The following is a 19785-nucleotide window of genomic DNA, read 5'->3' on the forward strand; positions in this document are numbered from 1 at the left end:
CACCCATCCTAACGAGGTGCGGTCGACTATTCGACCGCATGGACGATTCAGAACGATGGCGCACCGATCACCGAGAGCAGCTGCAGCTTCTCGTAGCTCTCGCTGCCCGGTACCGCGGTGTAGACCAGCAGCGAGTGAGATTGATCGGGGTCCAGCAGGACCTGGCAGTTGAGCTCCAGGCTCCCGACCTCAGGGTGCTGATAACGCTTCGTGTCCCGCGGTCTGATTCCGACCTCGTGCCGGTCCCACAGAAGCCTGAACTCTTCGCTTTGGGCGGTGAGCAGTTCGGCGAATCGAGCGGCCTTGGACCCCGGCCCACGTAGAGCGAGCACTCCACGAAGCCCGGAAACGTACATGCGCGAGTAGAACTCGTGGTCCTCGCGCGGATAGAGGTCGCGCACCGACGGATCGGTGAACCAGCGGTACCCGATGCTGCGTGCCGGGCCGGTGTACCGGCGCAGATCGCCCACGAGGGCCACGCCGAGCGGAGTCTGGCGCAGGGTCTCCCCCAACTCGCTGACGATCTCGGCCGGGGTGTCGGTGAGCCGGTCGAAGATTCGCAGCATGCCGGGGCTGATGTGGCCACTGCTCGACCCGCGCACGGGCGGTTGATGCCCGGCAAGGCGGAAGAGGTGGTCGCGCTCGTCAAGTGACAAATGCAGTCCTTGCGCGATCGAGGCGATCATCTGCTCCGAAGGCTGCGGGCCGCGTTCCCGCTCCAGACGCGAGTAGTAGTCCGTCGACATGTGGCACAGCACGGCGACTTCCTCGCGCCGCAGCCCTCTCGTTCGCCGGCGTTGTCCGCGCGGGAGCCCGACGTCCTCGGGCTGTAAGGCCCCGCGACGGCGGACGAGGAATTCCGCCAGCCCGGCTCGATCGATCACGCCCGCCATTTTCTCCCGGGCCGGATCGCTCAGCCAGGGATCGACAGGCCGTGGATACGGCAGGGTCGGGTGGGCAATCTTGAGCACATGCCACACGATGACAACCTCACGATCGACGACCTGTCTGGAAAACGTGCGGTGGTGACCGGCGCGAGCGACGGTATCGGCCTCGGTATCGCGACGAGGCTGGCCGGAGCGGGCGCTGACGTGGTCATGCCGGTCCGCAATGCCCGCAAGGGCGAGGTGGCCGCCGCCAAGATCCGCGAACAGCATCCGGACGCGAAGCTGACACTGGAGCAGCTCGACCTGTCCTCCCTGGCGTCGGTGGCAGCGCTCGGCCAGAAGCTGTGCGCCGAGGGCGCTGCGATCCACGTACTCGTCAACAACGCCGGGGTGATGACCCCGCCGGATCGGCAGACCACAGCCGACGGGTTCGAATTGCAGTTCGGCACGAACCACCTGGGCCACTTCGCGCTCACGGCCCATCTGCTGCCCCTGCTGCGGGCCGGCCGGGCACGGGTGACGTCGCAGACCAGCGTGGCCGCGCGCAGCGGCACCATCAACTGGGATGACCTGAACTGGGAGCACTCCTACGACGGCATGGCGGCTTACCGGCAGTCCAAGATCGCGGTCGGGTTGTTCGGACTTGAGCTCAGCCGTCGCAGCGCCGCGGCGGGTTGGGGAATCACCAGCAATATCTCCCATCCTGGCGTCGCCCCGACCAACCTGCTGGCGGCGCGTCCGGAAGTGGGCCGGGCCAAGGACACCGTCGGTGTACGTCTGATCCGCTGGTTCTCCGCGCGCGGCCTCCTCGTGGGCACCGTGGACAGCGCGAAACAGCCCGCACTGATGGCGGCAACCTCCGCCCAGGCCAGGGACGGCGCGTTTTACGGGCCCCAATGGCCAGGGCACGTCGGCGGCCCTCCCGGTGAACAGAAACTCTGGAAGCCGCTGCGCGACAACGAGGGCGCCGCGCGTCTGTGGACGGTTTCGGAGAAGCTCACCGGCGCTACTTTCGCGTCGGAGTAGTAGGCGCAGTCCAGCTGGCCATGATGCTCAACGCGCGTCGGCGAGAAGGACCTGCACTGGATCACCGGAACCGACCGGAGATTCGACGGTTACAACTACTTCGGCGTCCACCCCGAGATTCCGATCGAGTGGTTCGACAAATACGTGAAGTGATCTTCCGGCCGCGCCGGAACCACTGCGGGTTCTTTCCAGCGCACTGTGACGAGCATGTCGGCTTCTGTGATGATGTGCCCGCCACATCACGACAGGCTGCACGTTCGTCACAGTGTCCAGATGACCATCCGGCTAGGTCTGCGACATCCGGGCGCGAGCCACCTGCGCCGCCCCGCTACCGGTGATCACCCAAAGGGTTGCAAGTTGCGCGATGAAATCGTCGAGGGACAGGTCGACGCCGCGGTTCACGTATTCCAAGATGGCGTCGGCTGTCCCGCCGACGATGAACGCGGGCGCCACCTTCGCCAGCGGATCGGTCTCCAACTCGACGCCGTGCACAGTGCGACCGTGATCGATGAGCACGTCGGTGAGCCGGTGCATGACGGTGGTGCGATGAGTATCGAGCTCTGGCGACGCCCCGACGCCGCCCAGCAGGACACGTGCGCGTCGGGGGTCGTCAACCAATGACCGGACTGCGGCCGCCACACTCGCCAACGCCTGGGCCTCCAACGGCTGGTCCACGGCGGCGTCCGCAGCCGCTACCGTCACGCTCCGCAAGCCTTCGGCGAGATCGTCGACGACCGCAGCTGCCAGTGCATCGAGATCGGTGAAGCTCTCGTAGAAGTAGCGCTTGTTGAGATTGGCGGCGGTGCAAAGCTTATCGACCGTCGCACCGCGCCACTCGTTGCGCGCCATCACCTCAAGCGCCGCATCGAGCAGCCGTTCGCGCCGCTGCCGCCGGCGGTCGTCCGCCGATTGACCGCCGTACGCGCGATTGGTCGTTGACACCACGCGTGCATTCTGGCACGGTTCTGTACCAGATATTAGGCACGATTCCGTACCAGATTCGAGAGAGGTGCCCATGGCCACCGCAGAAACTCAGGCGCAAGGCGCCAACGACACATCGGACCCGGCCAAGGTGTCGGTGTTGGACGACCTACTCGAGTTGTCACTGACCTCACCGGTGCTGGCGCGCCACCAGGGCTGGGAATACCTGCAGGACCTCGGCAAGGCCGGGCGCCGCGATCAACTCGCCGCACTCTTCGAACGCGGGCAGGCACCCGAAGGGCCACACGGCGCCCTGGAAGGGCTGATCGTCGGCAACCTGTTCGGCATCCCCGAGGCGTACCTGGCCAATCCGCTGCTGAAGATCGACCCGACCTGGCGCGGAAAGACATTCAACACAGACACGGGTTTCAACCGTCTTGCCCCGTTGGCCAAGTACGCGATGCGGGTCATCGCACCCCTGTATCGCGGACTCCGCCGGGCCGGATCCGAGATGGTGGGATTCGAATTCACCCACCGCATCGACACGGCGGCCATCCCGCCGTACATCAAAGTGCGTGCGCTGGACTACAGCCCGGCTGAGTTTCGAAACCCGAGCGTTCGCACGTTCCCGATCAAACGGACCCGCGACGAAGTCGTGGAGCTGCTGCCCGGCCTCTATCTCGGGCGTGCCCTGCTAAAAATGCACAGCGGGGAGGTTCGCCTCATCGCCTACTTCGCGCTGCGCACGTTCACCGACGAGAGCACCGGCCGATGATCGACCTCGCCGGAGCGGTCGCATGTGTCACCGGAGGCGCCCGCGGAATCGGCCGCGCCACTGCGGTGGCATTGATCGAGCGGGGCGCAACGGTGTGGATAGGCGACCTCGACGCCGACGAGGCCACCCGCACTGCGGACGAGATCGGAGCCAACGCGACCTATCTCGACGTCACCGACGCAGAGAGTGTGTCAGCGTTTCACCGGGCGGCCTGCGCGGATGGTCCGGTCGCGATGCTGGTGAACAACGCCGGCATCCAACACATGGGCCCGTTCGTGGAACAGAAGCTCCTCGCATACCACCGTGAGATCGCGGTCAACCTGACCGGTGTCGTCAACGGCATGCACGAATTCCTTCCTGACATGCTCGAGTGCAATCACGGCCACATCGTGAACGTCGCCTCCATGGCCGCCAAGGTGACCACTCCCGGAATGTCGGTGTACTGCGCGACGAAGTACGCGGTGGCGGCGTTGTCGCGGGCTGTCCGTGCCGAAATCGCCCACACCGATGTCACCGTCACTACCGTCATGCCCACGGCAGTCCACACCGACCTGACGGCAGGAGTCACGCTCGACCTGCTTCCCACCCGCCAGCCCGAGCAGATCGGAAACGTCATCGCCGACAGCGCACGGAGCCCCGGACGCGAAGTCACCGTCCCGAAATGGCTGTCGCCGTTCGGGTTACTGGAGGAGGCCACGCCCGAGCCGGTGATGCAGCTGTTCAAGCGACTCGCCACCCGGAACGAACCACCCGGCCATTTCGACGTAGACCGTCGCCGCGACTACCTGAATCGGATCAACCGATGACGACCTCGGCCACCTGTCTCACCTCACCGGTGAACAAACACCGACTCCAATCCTTGGGAGCCGCCGTCACCTCACGGTTTCCCAGCGGTGAGCATCCGCTCGCCCCGCCGCCGGCGGGATCGAACCTCAAGCCGGTGATGGGCAACTACGGCTTCCCGTTCCTCGGCCATGTGTTGAGCTCGCTGGCCGATCCCCTCACCTTCGCCCGAGAGCGCTACGAGCGCTTTGGGCCGGTCTCGTGGGCCGGCGGCGTCGGCTTCCGCGTCGTCGGCCTGATGGGCCCCGACGCCCTGGAAGCCGCGTGGGTCAACCGCGACAAGGTCTTCTCCAGCACTCGCGGCTGGGCACCGGTCATCGGACCGTTCTTCCACCGCGGAATGATGTTGCTGGATTTCGACGAACACCGCGACCACCGGCGCATCATGCAGCAGGCCTTCACCCGTAGCGCGTTGGACGGTTACCTGGACCTCATGCGACCCAGTATCGATCGCACGCTGGGCAATTGGCCCTCGACACAGGGGTTTCCGTTCTACCCGTCGATCAAGCACCTGCTGCTCGAACAGGCCGCGGAGGTGTTCGTCGGCACCCATCTCGGTCCCGAATCCGATCAGCTGTCGGCAGATTTCCACGCCACGGTGCGCGGCGGGCAGGCCCTGGTGCGGGCAGACATACCGGGCGGGGTGTGGGCCAGGGGCCTGCGGGCGCGCGAGCGGCTCGAACGGTATTTCGCCGAGCAGGTGCCCGACCGGCAACGCGGCGACGGCACCGATCTGTTCTCGATGTTGTGCCGCAGTGAGGACGAAGGCGGTGCTCGATTCACCCCGGCCGACATCGTCAACCACATGATCTTCCTGCTGATGGCCGCCCACGACACCACCGCGATCGCCCTGTCCATGCTCACCTACGAGTTGGGCCGAAACCGGCAGTGGCAGCAAGCCCTTCGCGACGAAGCGGTCAACCTGCCCAACGACACACCCACGGTTCTGGACCTGGACGCCTACCCGCTGCTCGACGCCGCGTTCAAAGAGATCCTGCGCATGTATGCGCCCGCGGGTGCGCTCTTCCGCCAGACCGTCCGCGATACCGAGATCCTCGGGCACTTCGTCCCGCGCAAAACCCAGGTGGCCATCAATGTCTATGCCTCCATGCGGCTTTCGGACTGGTGGCCCGACCCCGACACATTCAACCCGGAACGCTTCGTCAACAATGGAGCATCCCGTGCCGCGGTGAGCCGCTACGTGTTCGCGCCGTTCGGCGGCGGTGCACACAAATGCATCGGACAGCAGTTCGCGGACATGACGGTCAAGACCACCATGCACCAGATGCTTCGGCGGTTCGAATGGAGCGTGCCCGAGGACTACCAGCCGCAGCTGACATGGGGCACCGGACCGATGCCGGCCGACGACCTGCCGATCACGCTGCGGTCGCGTGGGTTGACGCAACATCGATGACGAGGCCTGCCCCTCAAATCTGCGGCATCGCCTCACCGACGGGCTGGGGAGTAAGGCCGACCTCGCCCTTTCAGGAGACCGGGAACTGCTGACCACCCTGCTTGACTCGATCAACATCGTCTGACGCCAGTCCGTGGATCGACAGTGACGTCAGCCTCGGATAGAGGATTGCCGGGCCCAGCCAACGACTGATGAAACTGCGCAGCGCGAGCCCGGTGCGCGGTGCCGGTCCAGGATCGGTCAGCATGGACTGCACGGTGCGCAACGTCATCTCGGCGAGTTCGCGCAGTGCGGTGTCGTCGAAGCCGTGCAGCTTCCAATCGACATCGAGGCGATGAAAAACGGACAAGCAGAAAGCGATTGCCGTATCCGAGGTCAGCGAGGTGAGAGCCTCGCCGTTGTCTTGCCGCGTCAGCAAGGTTTCCAGTTGCGGATCACCGGCGAGGTTCTCGGCGCCGAATGAAACGCTTTCAACCACTGCGACGATCGGATCGTTGAGGCCGCTGACATGGTCGGCAACCTGGTCGATGAATCCGTTGACGGCACGCATCGCGCTGGCGATGAGCAGCGCGTCGGCGTTGGGAAAATATCGGTAGACGGTCTGACGGGTGACCCCGAGCCTGCGGGCGACCTCGGCGAGCCGTATCGCCGGTCCGTGTTCGGCGATCTCCTCGTCCACCGCAGTCAGGATGCGCGATATGGCTTCTTCGTCCGACGCGGGCGTCGAACCCGCCCAGCCACGACTACGCATCCGCCGTCACCAGCCTTTCGCTGCTGAACTCGATGGGAAGCGTTGTCGGACCGGTCATTCCCAGCAGGGATTTCCACGGCGCCGGACCGGCGCGATGCGGGGCGGGGAGGCGGCGGGTGAGGACCGTGAGTGCCTCCGCCAGTTCCCGGCGTGCAAGGTTGGCCCCCAGGCAGTAATGCGCGCCACCGCCGAACGTCAGAATTGCGGGAGCGTCCGTGCGCGCAACGTCGAAGCGATCAGCATCGGCATAGATGGCTGGATCTCGATTGGCCGCAAAGGTGTTCGCGAGCACGAAGGTTCCGGCGGGGAACAGATGGCCACCGAACTCGACATCTTCGACGGCAGCTCGCGGCACGATGCAGGCCGCGGGTGAGTGACGCATGCTCTCCTCGACCGCCTGCATCGCAAGCTCAGGATGGTCACGCAGCTTTGCCCATTGATCCGGATGCTCGCAGAGCACCTGAACCGATGCCGCCAGCTGGTTTCGCGTGGTATCCGTTCCCGCCATCAAGAAGCCGGCCACCAGCATGCGGAGTTCGTCGAGATTCAGCCGGTCACCATCGCTTTCAGCGCGGATGAGCTCCGACAGCAGGTCGTCGGTGAGGTTGTCGCGGCGGGCGGCGACCATGCCGTCGACGTAGGCGTCGAGTTCACCCCAGGCGCGCATGATCGCGGACTCGTCGAAGTTGACATCGGGCTGAAAGTTGAGGGCTTTGAAGACCTCCTCCGTCCAATCCGCGAACAACGGCCAATCCTCGCGAGGTGCGCCGAGCAGCGCGCACATGATCGGGGTGGGATAGGGGCGGGCGATGTCGGTCACGACGTCGCACCGTCCCGCGTCGATCACCTGGTCAATCAGGTCGTTGATCACCTCGTGGATGGTGTCCTGGAGTCGTGACGTCGCGCGGGGAGTGAACGCCTTGGAGACCAGCTTGCGCAACCGAACATGGGGTGCACCGTCCAGGCCCAGCAGACTGCTCATCATCTTGTCGAACAGCGGGCCCGATGTGATGCCCTGCGCCGCCACGGTGATGCCGGGCGGCAAGCGGAATCGGTTGTCGCGCAGGATGTCGCGAGCCAGCTCGTAGGACAGGATTTCGGGGCCGAGGGGCCCGATGGCGATAGGTGCTCGCGCTTGCGCCCGTCGGACATCGTCGAGGATGTCGTGCGGCGTGGCAGTCAGGCTGTACGTGAACGTGGGGAGCCCGGCTTCGAAGACGTTGGGAGCGGCGCTGTTCAGGTTCATCGTTACCCGTCCTTCTCCTCGGCCGACCGGAGGTCCCATCCGACATAATTTCTCGAAGCGTATGACCACTGACGTTCCATCGTCAAGATATGAGCGATGCAGTCCAGTTGAACGCACGAGACGCCCCGCCCAGGTCATACAGACAAAGAAAATATGTCTAAACCCGCGCTCGCAGCCCACTCAGCGAAAGCGAACAGTTGGGACCAGGCATGGAGGCCAGATAGCAAAAAGGCAGATCAGTTGCCTGATCTGCCTTTTGAGAGTGGAGCTAAGGGGAATCGAACCCCTGACCTTCTCGATGCGAACGAGACGCGCTACCAACTGCGCTATAGCCCCTGATACCGGAACGAAAGGCTACCAGCCGCCGGCCCAGAACCGGAAACCGGCCGCTCTACTGGCCCGAAGCACGCGGTAGGTCGTATTCGCGCGACACCGATGAGTAGGACGAGTACGCCAGGTGCTCGAAGATCGGATCCTCGTCGTCGATGTCGAGAACCACCGCGCCAGGCCTGCGTAGCCGGGCCGGCACGACGTCGAGCTTGTGATCGTCGGTGTTCTCCACGCCCAGCCGGGACCGGGCCATCCGTTGCGCACGACGACGCCGCAACTGCTCCTCGATCCGCGTCTGGCGGCGCAGGTAGGCCAGGTACAGCACGGTGACCGTGGCGGCACCGCCACACACCCACCAGGCCGACGGCGTGACCAGGAAGGCCGCACCCGCCGAGAACAGCAGCGTGACGGCCAGCACCGCGAGCACGCGCTTGCGGAACCGGAACTTGCGGGCACTGATCTCCGCGGCCTTCTTGGATTCGAACCGACGCTGCCGGGTCGCGCTCAACGACGCGACGGGCGCCTCGGCCCGTTCTTCCTCAACCGGCTCGTCTTCGGCCTCGGGCTCCAGGCCCGACGAGTCATCGATGTATTCGTACTCGTCGGCGATCTCTTCGGCATCGTTTGCCGCGACATCCGCGGAGTCCGCGGCATCATCCTCGGCCTCGTCGAGATGCAGTGAGATGCGCTCGGTTTGGGCCTCCGCTTCGGCAGAGTCGACGTCGGCGAGGGGCTGCTCCACCTCGACCGGCTCGGGTGCAGGCTCAGGCTCCGCTTCGGCCTCGGCCTCAGCTTCGGTCTCGAACTCCAATTCGAGTTCGGGCTCGCCGACTTCCTCAGGTTCGGCCGCCTCCGCCATGGCGCCGACGGGCAGTGCGCCGGAATCCTCGTCGACGATGTCGACGTCGAGGTAGTCGGGTTCGGGGGTCTCGACACTGGCCGCGGCCACCACGACGGTGCGCTGCACCCGCACTTCGGCGGGCGCCTCGTCGTCCCGGAGGTCCTCATCGAGATCCTCGTCGAGGTGGTCGACACTGGGCTGCCAGTGCGGATCGCTGTGGTGCCCCGCGGCAGGGCCGCGTCGTAAGCGTTGCGCGTTGCGGCCGCTGTTGAGCACTCGAGTCGCCAGGGCAACGTCACTGGTACGACGGACCGAGTCGCGCTTGCTGATCAACATCGGAACCAAAACGAAGAGCCAGAGGACGACGAGGGAAATCCACAGCAGTGACTGGGGGATGCTTGGCATGACGCCTGCTCCTTTCCCCTTCAGGCTAGGTCTGTGACCAGCGCATCCATGAGTGGCGCGCCGACACAATTACACACCTGTAATTCGATCGATACAAGCACCAACAGTCACATAAGTCACATTGGTAACAGCCGACGAGGGGTACTTCGCTGAGATTGCTTCCAGGGCTGCGGATCCGGCGAAATCGCAGCCGCGAGCGCGGTCGCGGCACGGCGCGCCGCACACACGGTCAGCCGAATCAGCACCAACTGGCCCGGCCGGCCGACACCAGCGCTTGGGCCGCCGAATGACTGAGCTCTTCCGACGTGACAGCCACCAGTAGATGGTCTCGCCAGGCCCCATCCACCTCGAGGTAACGGCGCAACAGCCCCTCCTCGCGGAATCCCACCCGCGCCAACACCGCCCGGCTCGCCGCGTTCTCGGGACGCACCGTGGCTTCCACCCGATGCAGCTGCACCCCGTTGAAACAGTGGTCGAGCCCCAGGGCCAGCGCCCCGGTCGCCACCCCGCCGCCGGTCTTGCCGCTGGCCACCCAGTAGCCGATCCAGGCCGAGCGCAGCGCGCCGTGCGTGACGTTGCCGATCGTCAGCTGGCCGGCGAACTGCCCGTCGAGTTCGATCACATAGGGCAGCATCCGACCGCGGCGCGCCTCGCTGCGCAGCCCCGAGCAGATCGCCGGCCACGACGAAACAGCATGGCGGACATGCCAATCCACGCCGCTCACCGGCTCCCACGGCTCCAGGTGAGCCTGGTCGGCCAGTCGTGTGCGGCTCCACACCGCGGCATCGCGCAGCCGCACCGGACGTAGCCGCACCACCCCGGCCGGTACCCGCAACGGCCCGACCGGGCCGGGCCAACCCGGGTGAAAAGCGCCGGAGCGAAACAGGCTCATCCGCGTGATCGATTCGTCAGACCGTCATTCATCGACTGAAGTCTTATCAGCCGCGCTGGGCCAGGAATGCCACATCCACGGTTTCGCCGGTGCGAACCTCGTCGACTTCGCTCGGAATCACCACGAGACAGTTCGCCTCGGCAAGAGTGGCCAGCAGATGAGTCGACGCGCCCGGCGCCCCGCCCAGTGCCTGCACCAGGTATTCGCCGGTGTCCTGATCGCGCATCAACTGTCCGCGCAGGTAGCCCGTGCGGCCGGCGACCGAGCTGATCGGCGCCAGCGTGCGGGCCTGAACCATCCGGCGCATCGGCTGGCGCTTGCCCAGCGAGAGCCGGATCAGCGGACGCACCATCACCTCGAACACCACCAGCGCACTCACCGGGTTGGCGGGCAGCAGGAAGACCGGAACCCGATCGCGGCCGAGCTGGCCGAAGCCCTGCACCGAACCGGGGTGCATCGCAATGCGGGCCACCTCCATCTCACCGAGCTCGGAGAGCACGGTGCGCACCGATTCGGCGGCGGCTCCGCCCACCGCGCCGGCAATGACCACGATCTCGTTGCGATTGACTTGGCCCTCAACGGTTTCCCGCAGTTCCCGGGGATCGGTGCTGATGATCCCGACGCGGTTGACCTCGGCGCCCGCGTCGCGGCCCGCCGCCGCCAGCGCATAGGAGTTCACGTCGTACACCTGCCCGGTTCCCGGGCTCCGCGACACGTCGACCAGCTCACCGCCCACACACATCACCGACAACCTCGGCCGCGGGTGCACCAGCACGCGGTCACGGCCGACGGCGGCGAGCAAGCCCACCTGCGCGGGGCCGATGATTGTGCCGGCCCGCACCGCGACGTCACCGGGCTGCACATCGTCGCCCGTGCGCCGTACATAGGCACCTGAGCGCACACTGCGCAGGATCCGAACCCGGCTCTCACCTCCGTCGGTCCATCGCAACGGCAGCACGGCGTCGGCCAGCGTGGGCATCGGTGCACCGGTCTGCACACGCGCGGCCTGCCGCGGCTGCAACCGGCTCGGCGTGCGGGCACCCGCCTCGATCGAGCCCATCACCGGCAGGCTGATCTCACCGGCGCCGTCTCCCACCGACAACACGTCGACACTGCGCACCGCGTAACCGTCGATCGCGGCCTGATCGAATCCCGGCATGGGCCGTTCGGTCACGACCTCCTCGGCACACATCAGACCTTGTGACTCGGCGATGGCCACGCGCACCGGTCGGGGGGCTACCGCGGCAGCCGCCACCCGAGCCTGCTGTTCCTCCACCGAACGCACAACACGCCTTCCTATCTACGGGCCGACATGTGGCTTACCGGGCCAGCTTGTGGCTAGCCCTCCTGTCCGGTCAGACCCAATCGTTCGACCAACCACCGCCGCAAATCGGGGCCGTAGTCTTCACGTTCCAACGCAAAGTCAACCGCAGCCTTCAGGTAGCCGCCGGGATTTCCCAGGTCGTGTCGGGCTCCGCGGTGCACGACGACATGCACCGGATGGCCCTCTTCGATCAGCAAAGCGATGGCGTCGGTCAGTTGGATCTCCCCGCCCACTCCGCGCGAAACCCGGCGCAGCGCATCGAAGATGGCCCGATCGAGCAGGTAGCGGCCGGCGGCGGCATACGGAGACGGCGCATCGTCGGACTTGGGTTTCTCCACCATGCCCTTGACCCGCAGCACGTTCGGGTTGACCGCATCAGGCACGGTCTCGACGTCGAAGACGCCGTAAGCACTGATCTCGTCCGCGGGCACCTCGATGGCGCACAGCACGGTGCCGCCGCGTTTGGCACGCACCTTCGACATGGTCTCCAACACGCCGGTGGGCAACACCAGATCATCAGGCAGCAGCACTGCGATCGCGTCTTCGTCGGGGGCCAGCGCAGCCTCGACACATCCGACGGCATGCCCCAGGCCCAGCGGCTCGGCCTGCACCACAGACTCGACCTTGATCAGTGCGGGCGCGCGGCGGACCTTCTCCAGCATCGTCTGTTTGCCCCGGGCCTCCAGCGTGCCCTCGAGCACCAGATCCTCGACGAAGTGCGCGACGACGCCGTCCTTGCCTTCTGAGGTGATGATGATCAGTCGCTGGGCGCCTGCCTCGGCGGCCTCGGCCGCGACCAACTCGATGCCCGGCGTGTCCACGACCGGCAGCAATTCCTTGGGAACCGTCTTGGTCGCCGGCAGGAATCGCGTACCCAAACCGGCCGCCGGCACCACGGCCGTGTAGGGAATCGGCACCTCAGGCGCCTTTTGAGACGTGCTCATCGTTCACACCCTAACGTCCGTTCTGAAATGGTGGAGGTTGTGACCCCGCCGACAAAGACTGAGTTGAGAGCCGACGTCATTCGTGCCAGACGGGCCGTACCTGACGACCTTCGCGACAGTGAGGCGCAGGCACTCTGCCATTGGCTGCCCTCGTTGGTGTGCGGCGGGCAAACGGTGTGCGCCTATGTCCCGGTGGGCTCCGAACCCGGCTCGCGAATGCTGTTGGACACCCTGGCGGAACTCGGTGTGCGCGTGCTGCTTCCGGTCGCCCGCAAAGACGGCGACGGCCGCCCGATGCCGATGCAGTGGGGCCCGTACGAGGCGGGCACGCTGGTGGCGGGCGAGTTCGGTCTGCGTGAACCGCCGGCACCGTGGTTGCCGCCCGGGCACATCGCGGATGCCGAGCTGGTGCTCGTGCCCGCGCTGGCCGTCGACCGCAAGGGCAACCGGCTCGGCCGCGGCGCCGGGTTCTACGACCGCAGCCTGATCTACGCCGCTCGACACACGCGGCTGGTCGCGGTGGTGCGTGATGACGAATTGGTCGACGACCTGCCGGCCGATCCCCACGACGTGCGGATGACGCATGCGCTGACACCGTCGGGCGGAATCGTGACGTTGCGGCGCTGAGCTGGTCCAGAATCGTCAAGTGCCCGATCCGGTATCTGCTGACTTCAGCGTCCGCATGCAGCTGATCGTCGACGACCTGGCCCACGCCCTGGATCGGGCTGTGCTGCTTGATGACGAGGACCTGACCCCGATCACCCACAGCCGTCAGCTCGGCGAGCTCGACGATGTGCGCGTCCACAGCGTGCTGCAACGCGAGACCCGCGCGGAGGTCAAGGCGGCGCTGTTCGACTTCGGCATCGGCTCGGCGGACTCGGCGCTGTGGATCCCGGCGTTTCCCCAGCACAACCTGATGCCGCGGTTCTGTGTGCCGGTGCGATCGTCCTGCGAGCGGTTCGGCTACCTGTGGATCATCGTCCCCGAGGGCACACTGTCCGAGCGGGGCCGCCGGCTGGCCGAGCAAGCCGGCGCCGACCTGTTGGACATCCTGGACCGCCGCAACGCCGCGCTACGCGCCGAAGAGTCCGCGCAGCAGCGGCTCCTGACGCGGCTCGTCGCCGCCGAAGAGCCCGATCAGGCTCGCGAGGTGGTCGCCGAACTGCACACCAGGGGCATGGCCGAGCCGGACGACGTCGTCCAGGTGTTCCGCTTCGAGCCCGACACCGGCGGCCTGGGCGATCGGAACCTGGCGCTGCGCCTACGGTTGACGGCCACCGACCGCAGCCGCCGCTGGTACACACTGGGCGGGTCTCCGACCACGATCCTGGCGGTGTCACCTTCCGAGGCCGAGCCTGCGAGCACCGCCGAAACCGTGGCCGAGGCGGTGCGGGCCAGCTACGGAACCCACCCGGCGATCGGGGCCTCCGGCGCTCCCCTGCCGATAACCCAAGCCGCCCTTGGGTTTCGACAGGCGCGCCTGGCACTGACTCTGGCCGGCGTCGGCGCGGGCAGCGGGCAGGTGACCGACTGGTCCACCCTGGGCTCATGGCGCACCTTGGCGGTGCTGGGCCAGCACTATGGCGACCGGCTCGGTGAGCTGGTCCACCCGGGCGTCGTCGGCCTGATCGAGCAGGGCCGCGACGACCTCCTGCTCACCCTGGAGACCTACCTGGCCAACGGAGGTGACGTGCGGCGGACCGCCGAGGACATGTTCCTGCACCGATCGACGCTGTACTACCGGCTGGAGAAACTCACCGAGGCCGTCGGCGGCGATCTCAGCGACGGCGAAACCCGCTTCGACCTGATGCTGGGCCTGCGGCTGGCGCGGCTGGCCGGGCGGTATCGCCCCGGTTCGACATCTGCCTGAACGAGCCGGCTGACTTTCCGACAGTTTCGGCCCGATTTCTGCTCCGTCGACCGTGCCCCAGGCATAGCGTTCCCTTCTGGCCGTTTGTGAGCTGGGTCACACAGCACGGAGGAGTCGATACGCACATGGGTGAAGCACCCGGATTGAAAAAGGCGCTCAGTCAGCGTCAGCTGCGGATGATCGCGATCGGCGGCGTCATCGGCGCCGGGCTTTTCGTCGGTTCCGGGGTGGTGATCGGCAAGACCGGTCCCGGCGTCTTCATCACCTATGCACTGGCCGGCGTCCTGGTCATCATGGTGATGCGGATGCTCGCCGAGATGGCGGTGGCCAACCCGTCCACCGGATCGTTCGCCGACTATTCGCGCAATGCCCTGGGCAACTGGGCGGGTTTCTCGGTCGGCTGGCTGTACTGGTACTTCTGGGTGATCGTGGTCGGCTTCGAAGCCATCGCCGGTGCCAAGATCATCCAGTTCTGGATAGACGTCCCCATCTGGTTGACCGCACTGATCCTGTTGATCGCGATGACCGCGACCAACCTGTTCTCGGTGTCATCGTTCGGCGAGTTCGAGTACTGGTTCGCCGGTATCAAGGTGGCCGCGATCCTGGCATTCATCGGGCTGGGTTCGCTGTACGTCATCGGGCTGTGGCCGCACAAGGAGATGGACTTCTCGAACCTGTGGGCCAACGGCGGCTTCTTCCCGCTGGGCGCGACGGCCGTCACCGTCGGTGTGGTGACGGTGATCTTCTCGATGGTCGGCGCCGAGATCGCCACCATCGCGGCCGCGGAATCGTCCGATCCCGAACGTGCCGTGGCGAAGGCGGCCAACTCGGTGATCCTGCGCATCGCGGTGTTCTTCGTCGGCTCGGCATTCCTTCTCGTGACGATCCTGCCGTGGAACAGCGAACAGGTTGCCGCGTCACCGTTCGTGTCGGCATTCACCGAGATCGGCATCCCCTACGCCGACCACATCATGAACGCCGTGGTGCTGACGGCGGTGTTGAGCTGCTTGAACTCAGGCATGTACACCGCGTCGCGAATGCTGTTCGTGCTGGCCGCCCGACGCGAGGCGCCGCCGCAACTGGTGTCGGTGACCCGGCGGGGGGTGCCGGCCGCCGCGATCCTCGCGTCGTCGGTGATCGGCTTCCTCGGCGTGATCGCATCGGCTTTCTCTCCGGACTTCATCTTCAAGTTCCTGCTGGACTCCAGCGGCGCGGTGATCCTGTTCGTCTACCTGCTGATCGCGATCTCGCAGATCGTGCTGCGGTACCGGACGTCGGCCGAGACGCTCAAGGTCAAGATGTGGTTGTTCCCGGTGCTGTCCATCCTCACTGCGACAGCCATCTTCGCGATCCTGGTGCAGATGTTCGTGCAGGGCGGCGACAACCGGAAGGCGCTCACCATGAGCCTGCTGTCGTGGGCTGTGGTGATCGCGCTGTTCCTGGCCAACCGCTGGTTCATCGGACATCGCCCCGAGGTGTCCGGGGTGGCCCCGGCCGCCGAGGCAGCGCATCCGCACCGGGTGCTGGTGCTGGCCAATCAGACCGTGGAATCCGGTGAGCTGCTCGACGAACTACGCCGCATCGGCGCGGACCGCGAGTCGGTCTATCAGGTTGTGGTGCCGGCCAGCCCGATCGACACCGGAGTGGCCGAGACCCATGGCCCGCTCGACATCTCGGAAGCCACCGCCCGCGCGGCGCAGCACCGCCTCGACCAGACGCTGAACACGCTGCGCTCCGAGCAGTTACAGGCCGACGGCGAGCTGGGTGACTACCGACCGCTACGTGCCCTGGCCCATGCCGTCGAGACATTCCGGCCCGATCAGATCGTGATTTCCACCCTGCCCCCGGAGGAATCGATATGGCACCGTTTCGATGTCGTCGACCGGGCCCGCGCTGACTATCAGATCCCGGTGACGCATGTGGTGTCACGAGTACGCACCCAGGAGCACGCCTCGTGACCATCCTGGCCGCGTTCAGCTCCAGCCGGCACAGCAGCGCACCGCTGAATCTGGCCATCCAGATCGCCCGGACCACCGGCGAGCCGGTGATCGCGGCGGCGGTGGCGGAACGGTCATGGCCGCCGCGCGACGACCCGGTGGAGGGAGAGTACCTCGCTTACGTCCGTGCGCAGGCCACACAGGCGTTGCAGCGCGCAGTCGCGGTGCTGCCCGTCGACCTCGACGTGACCTCAGTGGTTCACGAATCCACCTCGATCCCAACCGGTTTGATCGAGCTCGCGGACGCCCACCGAGTAAGCGCGGTGTCGGTCGGCTCGTCGTCGTCGGGGATGATCGGCCGGGTCGCCCTGGGAAGCGTCACCGAGCGCCTGGTGCACACGGCCCGGGTTCCGGTGGTCTTCGCCCCACGTGGGTACGCCCAAACCGATGGCTCGATCCGCCGGCTCACCGCCGCCTACGGCGGGGAAGCCGACGTCAACGGACTCATCCCGGCCACCGCGGAACTCGCCGGGGCATGGAAAGCCGAACTGCGCATCGTCTCATTCACCGTCCGCAACACCGCGGCCTTCGCCGGCACCATCGAATCCTCGGCCGAGGAGTTGGTGATCCAGCAATGGTCACGCCGAACCATCGCCGAGATCACCAAGCAGCTCAACGCCATTCGCGACCAGATAGATGTTCCGGATATCGATGTGGTGGTCGGCACCGGCCATGATTGGAACGCCGCGGTGCAGAGCATCGGATGGGAAGCCGGAGACATGCTGGTCCTCGGCTCGGGCGCTGCCGCCCCGAGCGCACAAGTCTTTCTCGGCTCGGCCGCAGGCAAGATCCTGCGCCGGTCACCAGTGCCGGTGATGATCGCGCCGAGCTATCGCCGCGGCTAGCAGTCTTCCAGCACGGCAGCCATGGCACGCTTCTCTTTCGCCGAGACCCACAGCCCGTAGGCAGTTTTCACCTCGACCTGCCGGGCCACGAATCCACAACGGAATGCCGCATTGGGCGGCAGCCAGCCGGCCGCGTCACGAAAGGCCTTGTCGAAGTTGGGTTGGGCGGCGACAGCGATCAGGTTGCGCGGATCGTTCGCGAAGTCCTTGCGCCGCTGCGGGTCCCACACCCGCGCACCCTTGTACCAGGCGTCTGACAATGACACCACGTGGTCGATCTGCACGGCGCCCGAGGTATCGGGCCCGCGGGTGAACACGATCTCGACGCCGGTGTACGGATCGTGCAACACCCCGGTGGCGGCGTAGCAGGTGCCGGGGCGGACGGTCAGTTGGGCCAAGTCGCGGCGCAGGACGTCGTCGCGGGTGTTGCAGCCGTTGTGGCCGAACTCGACGTTCACGTCATCGCTCCACGCTTCGCCGAAACGGTACCGGGCGTAGTCGGTGTGACGGTCCCAGCCTTTGACCGGCAGCCCCGCCAAGAGCAGGCGGGCGTGGTCGTAGCCAGGGTTCGGCTCCGACGGCGCCGGGGCCGGCCCGGAGGGCAGGGCTGACGGCTGGGACGCCGACCCGTCGTCCCGAGTGCGAGCCACCACGAGCACGGCCGCCACCGCCAGGACTATCGCCACCACGACCAGTACCGCTAACCTTCCTGTGCGCCGGCGCCGGCGGCCCGCGGGAATGACATGGCCCACGTAGCGGTTCTAGCACTTGAGCCGGTAGAGTGCTAACAAGTTTGACCAACTCGGAGGGTTTTCGTGCCTACCTATTCCTACGCATGCACTGAGTGCGGCAATCGGTTCGATGCGGTGCAGGCCTTCAGCGACGACGCGCTGACCACCTGCCCCAAGTGCTCCGGCAAGCTGCGGAAGCTCTTCGGGTCGGTCGGAGTGGTGTTCAAGGGCAGCGGCTTCTACCGCACCGACAACCGCGAGTCAGGCAAGAGCTCGTCGAACGGCTCGTCCGCCAAGAGCTCGGAGGGCTCCTCCTCGAGCACCTCCTCGGACTCGTCGTCCTCCTCGAGCGCCTCATCGTCGGCGTCGTCGAGCAGCAGCGCTGCGCCCGCCGCGGCAGCGTCGTCCAGCTAAAGAAGTTATCCACAGGGCGGCGAAGACGTCGTTCTCCCCAGGCCCTCGCGCACTTACCGTTGCGCCATGGCCGAATCACTCAACGCGCCATCCTGGCGTCGGCTGACTGCTGCCCGTCCCGATTGGACCCGCACGGTCGCAGCCCGGCGCGCAGCCGCAGCCGGCCTGGTCGTGCTGGCCGCCGTCACCGCTCTGCGCTCCGATCCGCATGGCGACTACACCGAGGTCGCGGTCGCAACCCACGACCTGTCCCCCGGCGTCGCGTTGGCCGCCGCGGACGTGCAACTGGACCGCCGTAGCACGGCCACCCTGCCCGAGGGTGCCCAGCGTGACGTGGCGCCGGTGATCGGTGCGACGCTGACCGCGCCGGTGCGACGCGGCGAGGTCCTCACCGATGTGCGGCTGCTCGGTTCACGGATGGCCGAATCGGCAGCGGGCCCGGATGCGAGGTTGGTGCCGGTCAAACTCAGCGACACCGCACTGCTCGATCTGATTCGTCCAGGTGACGTGGTCGACGTGCTGACGGTCACGGCCGAGCAGCATGACAAGCCGGCCCGACCGGTTGTAGTGGCTTCCGGGGCCGTGGTGGTGCTGGTCTCGGAGAAGGCCCGCGGGGCCGGAGTGGGCACCGAGCGCGTGGCTCTGGTGGCCCTGCCTGCGCGTGCAGCCAATGAGGTAGCGGCGGTCAGCCTGGTTCAGGCCGTCACTCTTACGATTCATTGATCTGGAATTGCACTGTCCAACAACACTATTGACGTTCAGCCAAGATGTTGACCAACAACCCCCAGCCGCTCGGCCTACTCGGTTACTGTTTGCTTGTCCCACCCAACACACCAACTGCAGGAAGGGTCCGCAGCATGTTGAAGGGCTTCAAAGAGTTTCTGTCGCGCGGCAATGTCATCGATCTCGCGGTTGCTGTGGTCATCGGCGCCGCCTTCACCGGCTTGGTCACCTCATTCACCGAGAAGGTGATCCAGCCACTGGTCGACCGCGTCGGCGCCGGCGGCGACCGTGAGTACGGCATCCTCAAGATCTCGCTCGGCGGCGATCCCGAGCAGTTCGTCGACTTCAACGCCGTGCTGTCGGCGTTCATCAATTTCGTGATCGTTGCGGCAGTGATCTACTTCGTCGTCGTCGTGCCGTACAAGAAGCTGCGCGAGCGCGGCGAGGTCGAGCAGGCCCAGGACACCGAGCTGAGCCTCCTGACCGAGATCCGCGATCTGCTGGCCGAGAACGGCAACACCGGCAAGCACGTGACCGGTCCTGGCACCGGCCCCAGCCCCGACACCGCCAAGCACACCAGTGCCGACCGCTCGTGATGGCACACAG

Annotated in this window: 20 protein-coding genes, 1 tRNA gene and 1 pseudogene; 12 read left to right on the forward strand and 10 right to left on the reverse strand. The window is 66.3% G+C overall.

Annotated elements, in window-relative coordinates:
• Nucleotides 1–47 precede the first annotated feature (47 nt).
• The gene (locus BKG60_RS16500; RefSeq protein ID WP_448459941.1) at nt 48–884 is read right to left on the reverse strand and encodes a helix-turn-helix transcriptional regulator; all 837 of its coding nucleotides are present in this window, start codon (nt 882–884) and stop codon (nt 48–50) included.
• Between the two features lie 87 nt (nt 885–971).
• Between BKG60_RS16500 and BKG60_RS16505 the strand changes: the two genes are divergently transcribed.
• Nucleotides 972–1913 carry an SDR family oxidoreductase gene (locus BKG60_RS16505; protein WP_070944549.1) on the forward strand — a complete coding sequence of 314 codons (942 nt, stop codon included), beginning with the start codon at nt 972–974 and terminating at the stop codon, nt 1911–1913.
• A 36-nt stretch (nt 1914–1949) separates the two neighbouring features.
• Nucleotides 1950–2066: pseudogene (locus BKG60_RS32785) on the forward strand (alpha/beta hydrolase); the annotation flags it as partial.
• A gap of 132 nt (nt 2067–2198) precedes the next feature.
• Here BKG60_RS32785 and BKG60_RS16510 read toward each other — a convergent pair.
• Nucleotides 2199–2858 carry a TetR/AcrR family transcriptional regulator gene (locus tag BKG60_RS16510; RefSeq protein WP_374243765.1) on the reverse strand — a complete coding sequence of 220 codons (660 nt, stop codon included), beginning with the start codon at nt 2856–2858 and terminating at the stop codon, nt 2199–2201.
• Between the two features lie 70 nt (nt 2859–2928).
• Here BKG60_RS16510 and BKG60_RS16515 point away from each other — a divergent pair, with 70 nt between their 5' ends.
• Genes BKG60_RS16515 through BKG60_RS16525 form a run of 3 tightly spaced genes read left to right on the forward strand, consistent with a single transcriptional unit; the run spans nt 2929 to nt 5866 of the window.
• Complete coding sequence (locus tag BKG60_RS16515; protein WP_070944548.1) at nt 2929–3609, forward strand: hypothetical protein; 681 nt, start codon at nt 2929–2931, stop codon at nt 3607–3609.
• Nucleotides 3606–4415, forward strand: coding sequence for an SDR family NAD(P)-dependent oxidoreductase (locus BKG60_RS16520; RefSeq protein WP_070944547.1), 810 nt, complete (start codon nt 3606–3608; stop codon nt 4413–4415). The genes BKG60_RS16515 and BKG60_RS16520 overlap by 4 nt, the downstream gene beginning before the upstream one ends.
• A complete protein-coding gene (locus BKG60_RS16525) occupies nt 4412–5866 on the forward strand; it encodes a cytochrome P450 (RefSeq protein WP_070944546.1) in 1455 nt (484 codons plus the stop codon). The genes BKG60_RS16520 and BKG60_RS16525 overlap by 4 nt, the downstream gene beginning before the upstream one ends.
• Before the next feature lie 70 nt (nt 5867–5936).
• Here BKG60_RS16525 and BKG60_RS16530 read toward each other — a convergent pair whose 3' ends face one another.
• From BKG60_RS16530 to BKG60_RS16560, 7 genes are all read right to left on the reverse strand, one after another.
• Complete coding sequence (locus BKG60_RS16530; protein WP_070944545.1) at nt 5937–6617, reverse strand: TetR/AcrR family transcriptional regulator; 681 nt, start codon at nt 6615–6617, stop codon at nt 5937–5939.
• On the reverse strand, nt 6610–7863 hold the full coding sequence (locus BKG60_RS16535) for a cytochrome P450 (RefSeq protein WP_070944544.1): 1254 nt from the start codon (nt 7861–7863) through the stop codon (nt 6610–6612). The genes BKG60_RS16530 and BKG60_RS16535 overlap by 8 nt, the downstream gene beginning before the upstream one ends.
• Nucleotides 7864–8126: 263 nt before the next feature.
• Nucleotides 8127–8199 (reverse strand) — tRNA-Ala (locus BKG60_RS16540).
• 55 nt (nt 8200–8254) lie between these two features.
• Entirely contained in the window at nt 8255–9439 is a 1185-nt protein-coding gene (gene sepX / locus BKG60_RS16545; protein ID WP_070944543.1) for a divisome protein SepX/GlpR, read from the reverse strand.
• Nucleotides 9440–9677: 238 nt separating this feature from the next.
• A complete protein-coding gene (locus BKG60_RS16550; RefSeq protein WP_070944542.1) occupies nt 9678–10331 on the reverse strand; it encodes a GNAT family N-acetyltransferase in 654 nt (217 codons plus the stop codon).
• 46 nt (nt 10332–10377) lie between these two features.
• Nucleotides 10378–11616 (reverse strand): molybdotransferase-like divisome protein Glp, encoded by a 1239-nt coding sequence (glp, locus tag BKG60_RS16555; protein WP_070187475.1) that lies wholly within the window; start codon nt 11614–11616, stop codon nt 10378–10380.
• Between the two features lie 53 nt (nt 11617–11669).
• Nucleotides 11670–12599 (reverse strand): UTP--glucose-1-phosphate uridylyltransferase, encoded by a 930-nt coding sequence (locus BKG60_RS16560; RefSeq protein ID WP_070187474.1) that lies wholly within the window; start codon nt 12597–12599, stop codon nt 11670–11672.
• Nucleotides 12600–12626: 27 nt separating this feature from the next.
• On the opposite strand from BKG60_RS16560, the gene BKG60_RS16565 reads away from it, so the two are divergent.
• From BKG60_RS16565 to BKG60_RS16580, 4 genes are all read left to right on the forward strand, one after another.
• Nucleotides 12627–13226 carry a 5-formyltetrahydrofolate cyclo-ligase gene (locus tag BKG60_RS16565; RefSeq protein ID WP_120764936.1) on the forward strand — a complete coding sequence of 200 codons (600 nt, stop codon included), beginning with the start codon at nt 12627–12629 and terminating at the stop codon, nt 13224–13226.
• Between the two features lie 19 nt (nt 13227–13245).
• Complete coding sequence (locus tag BKG60_RS16570; protein WP_070944541.1) at nt 13246–14469, forward strand: PucR family transcriptional regulator; 1224 nt, start codon at nt 13246–13248, stop codon at nt 14467–14469.
• 125 nt (nt 14470–14594) lie between these two features.
• Nucleotides 14595–16427, forward strand: coding sequence for an amino acid permease (locus BKG60_RS16575; protein ID WP_070944540.1), 1833 nt, complete (start codon nt 14595–14597; stop codon nt 16425–16427).
• Complete coding sequence (locus BKG60_RS16580) at nt 16424–17311, forward strand: universal stress protein (protein WP_070944539.1); 888 nt, start codon at nt 16424–16426, stop codon at nt 17309–17311. Before BKG60_RS16575 ends, BKG60_RS16580 begins: the two co-directional genes overlap by 4 nt.
• On the opposite strand, the gene BKG60_RS16585 is transcribed toward BKG60_RS16580, so the two are convergent.
• Entirely contained in the window at nt 17308–18000 is a 693-nt protein-coding gene (locus BKG60_RS16585) for an HNH endonuclease family protein (RefSeq protein WP_070944538.1), read from the reverse strand. The two genes, BKG60_RS16580 and BKG60_RS16585, sit on opposite strands and share 4 nt — an antisense overlap.
• A 126-nt stretch (nt 18001–18126) precedes the next feature.
• On the opposite strand from BKG60_RS16585, the gene BKG60_RS16590 reads away from it, so the two are divergent.
• From BKG60_RS16590 to mscL, 3 genes are all read left to right on the forward strand, one after another.
• The gene (locus tag BKG60_RS16590) at nt 18127–18456 is read left to right on the forward strand and encodes an FmdB family zinc ribbon protein (RefSeq protein ID WP_070944537.1); all 330 of its coding nucleotides are present in this window, start codon (nt 18127–18129) and stop codon (nt 18454–18456) included.
• 66 nt (nt 18457–18522) lie between these two features.
• Nucleotides 18523–19179: an SAF domain-containing protein gene (locus tag BKG60_RS16595; protein WP_070944536.1), complete on the forward strand. Its 657-nt coding sequence runs from the start codon at nt 18523–18525 to the stop codon at nt 19177–19179.
• Nucleotides 19180–19313: 134 nt separating this feature from the next.
• The gene (gene mscL / locus BKG60_RS16600; protein WP_070944535.1) at nt 19314–19775 is read left to right on the forward strand and encodes a large-conductance mechanosensitive channel protein MscL; all 462 of its coding nucleotides are present in this window, start codon (nt 19314–19316) and stop codon (nt 19773–19775) included.
• Nucleotides 19776–19785 lie beyond the last annotated feature (10 nt).

The sequence above is a fragment of the Mycobacterium syngnathidarum genome (assembly GCF_001942625.1).
GTDB lineage: Bacteria > Actinomycetota > Actinomycetes > Mycobacteriales > Mycobacteriaceae > Mycobacterium > Mycobacterium syngnathidarum.

Excerpts from the sequence above, each read along its gene's own strand:
- BKG60_RS16535 (WP_070944544.1), bottom strand. The coding sequence starts at position 7,863 with ATGAACCTGAACAGCGCCGCTCCCAACGTCTTCGAAGCCGGGCTCCCC.
- BKG60_RS16595 (WP_070944536.1), top strand. The coding sequence starts at position 18,523 with ATGGCCGAATCACTCAACGCGCCATCCTGGCGTCGGCTGACTGCTGCC.
- mscL (WP_070944535.1), top strand. The coding sequence starts at position 19,314 with ATGTTGAAGGGCTTCAAAGAGTTTCTGTCGCGCGGCAATGTCATCGAT.
- BKG60_RS16565 (WP_120764936.1), top strand. The coding sequence starts at position 12,627 with ATGGTGGAGGTTGTGACCCCGCCGACAAAGACTGAGTTGAGAGCCGAC.
- sepX (WP_070944543.1), bottom strand. The coding sequence starts at position 9,439 with ATGCCAAGCATCCCCCAGTCACTGCTGTGGATTTCCCTCGTCGTCCTC.
- BKG60_RS16575 (WP_070944540.1), top strand. The coding sequence starts at position 14,595 with ATGGGTGAAGCACCCGGATTGAAAAAGGCGCTCAGTCAGCGTCAGCTG.
- BKG60_RS16560 (WP_070187474.1), bottom strand. The coding sequence starts at position 12,599 with ATGAGCACGTCTCAAAAGGCGCCTGAGGTGCCGATTCCCTACACGGCC.
- BKG60_RS16525 (WP_070944546.1), top strand. The coding sequence starts at position 4,412 with ATGACGACCTCGGCCACCTGTCTCACCTCACCGGTGAACAAACACCGA.
- BKG60_RS16520 (WP_070944547.1), top strand. The coding sequence starts at position 3,606 with ATGATCGACCTCGCCGGAGCGGTCGCATGTGTCACCGGAGGCGCCCGC.
- BKG60_RS16505 (WP_070944549.1), top strand. The coding sequence starts at position 972 with ATGCCACACGATGACAACCTCACGATCGACGACCTGTCTGGAAAACGT.
- BKG60_RS16550 (WP_070944542.1), bottom strand. The coding sequence starts at position 10,331 with ATGAGCCTGTTTCGCTCCGGCGCTTTTCACCCGGGTTGGCCCGGCCCG.
- BKG60_RS16530 (WP_070944545.1), bottom strand. The coding sequence starts at position 6,617 with ATGCGTAGTCGTGGCTGGGCGGGTTCGACGCCCGCGTCGGACGAAGAA.
- BKG60_RS16515 (WP_070944548.1), top strand. The coding sequence starts at position 2,929 with ATGGCCACCGCAGAAACTCAGGCGCAAGGCGCCAACGACACATCGGAC.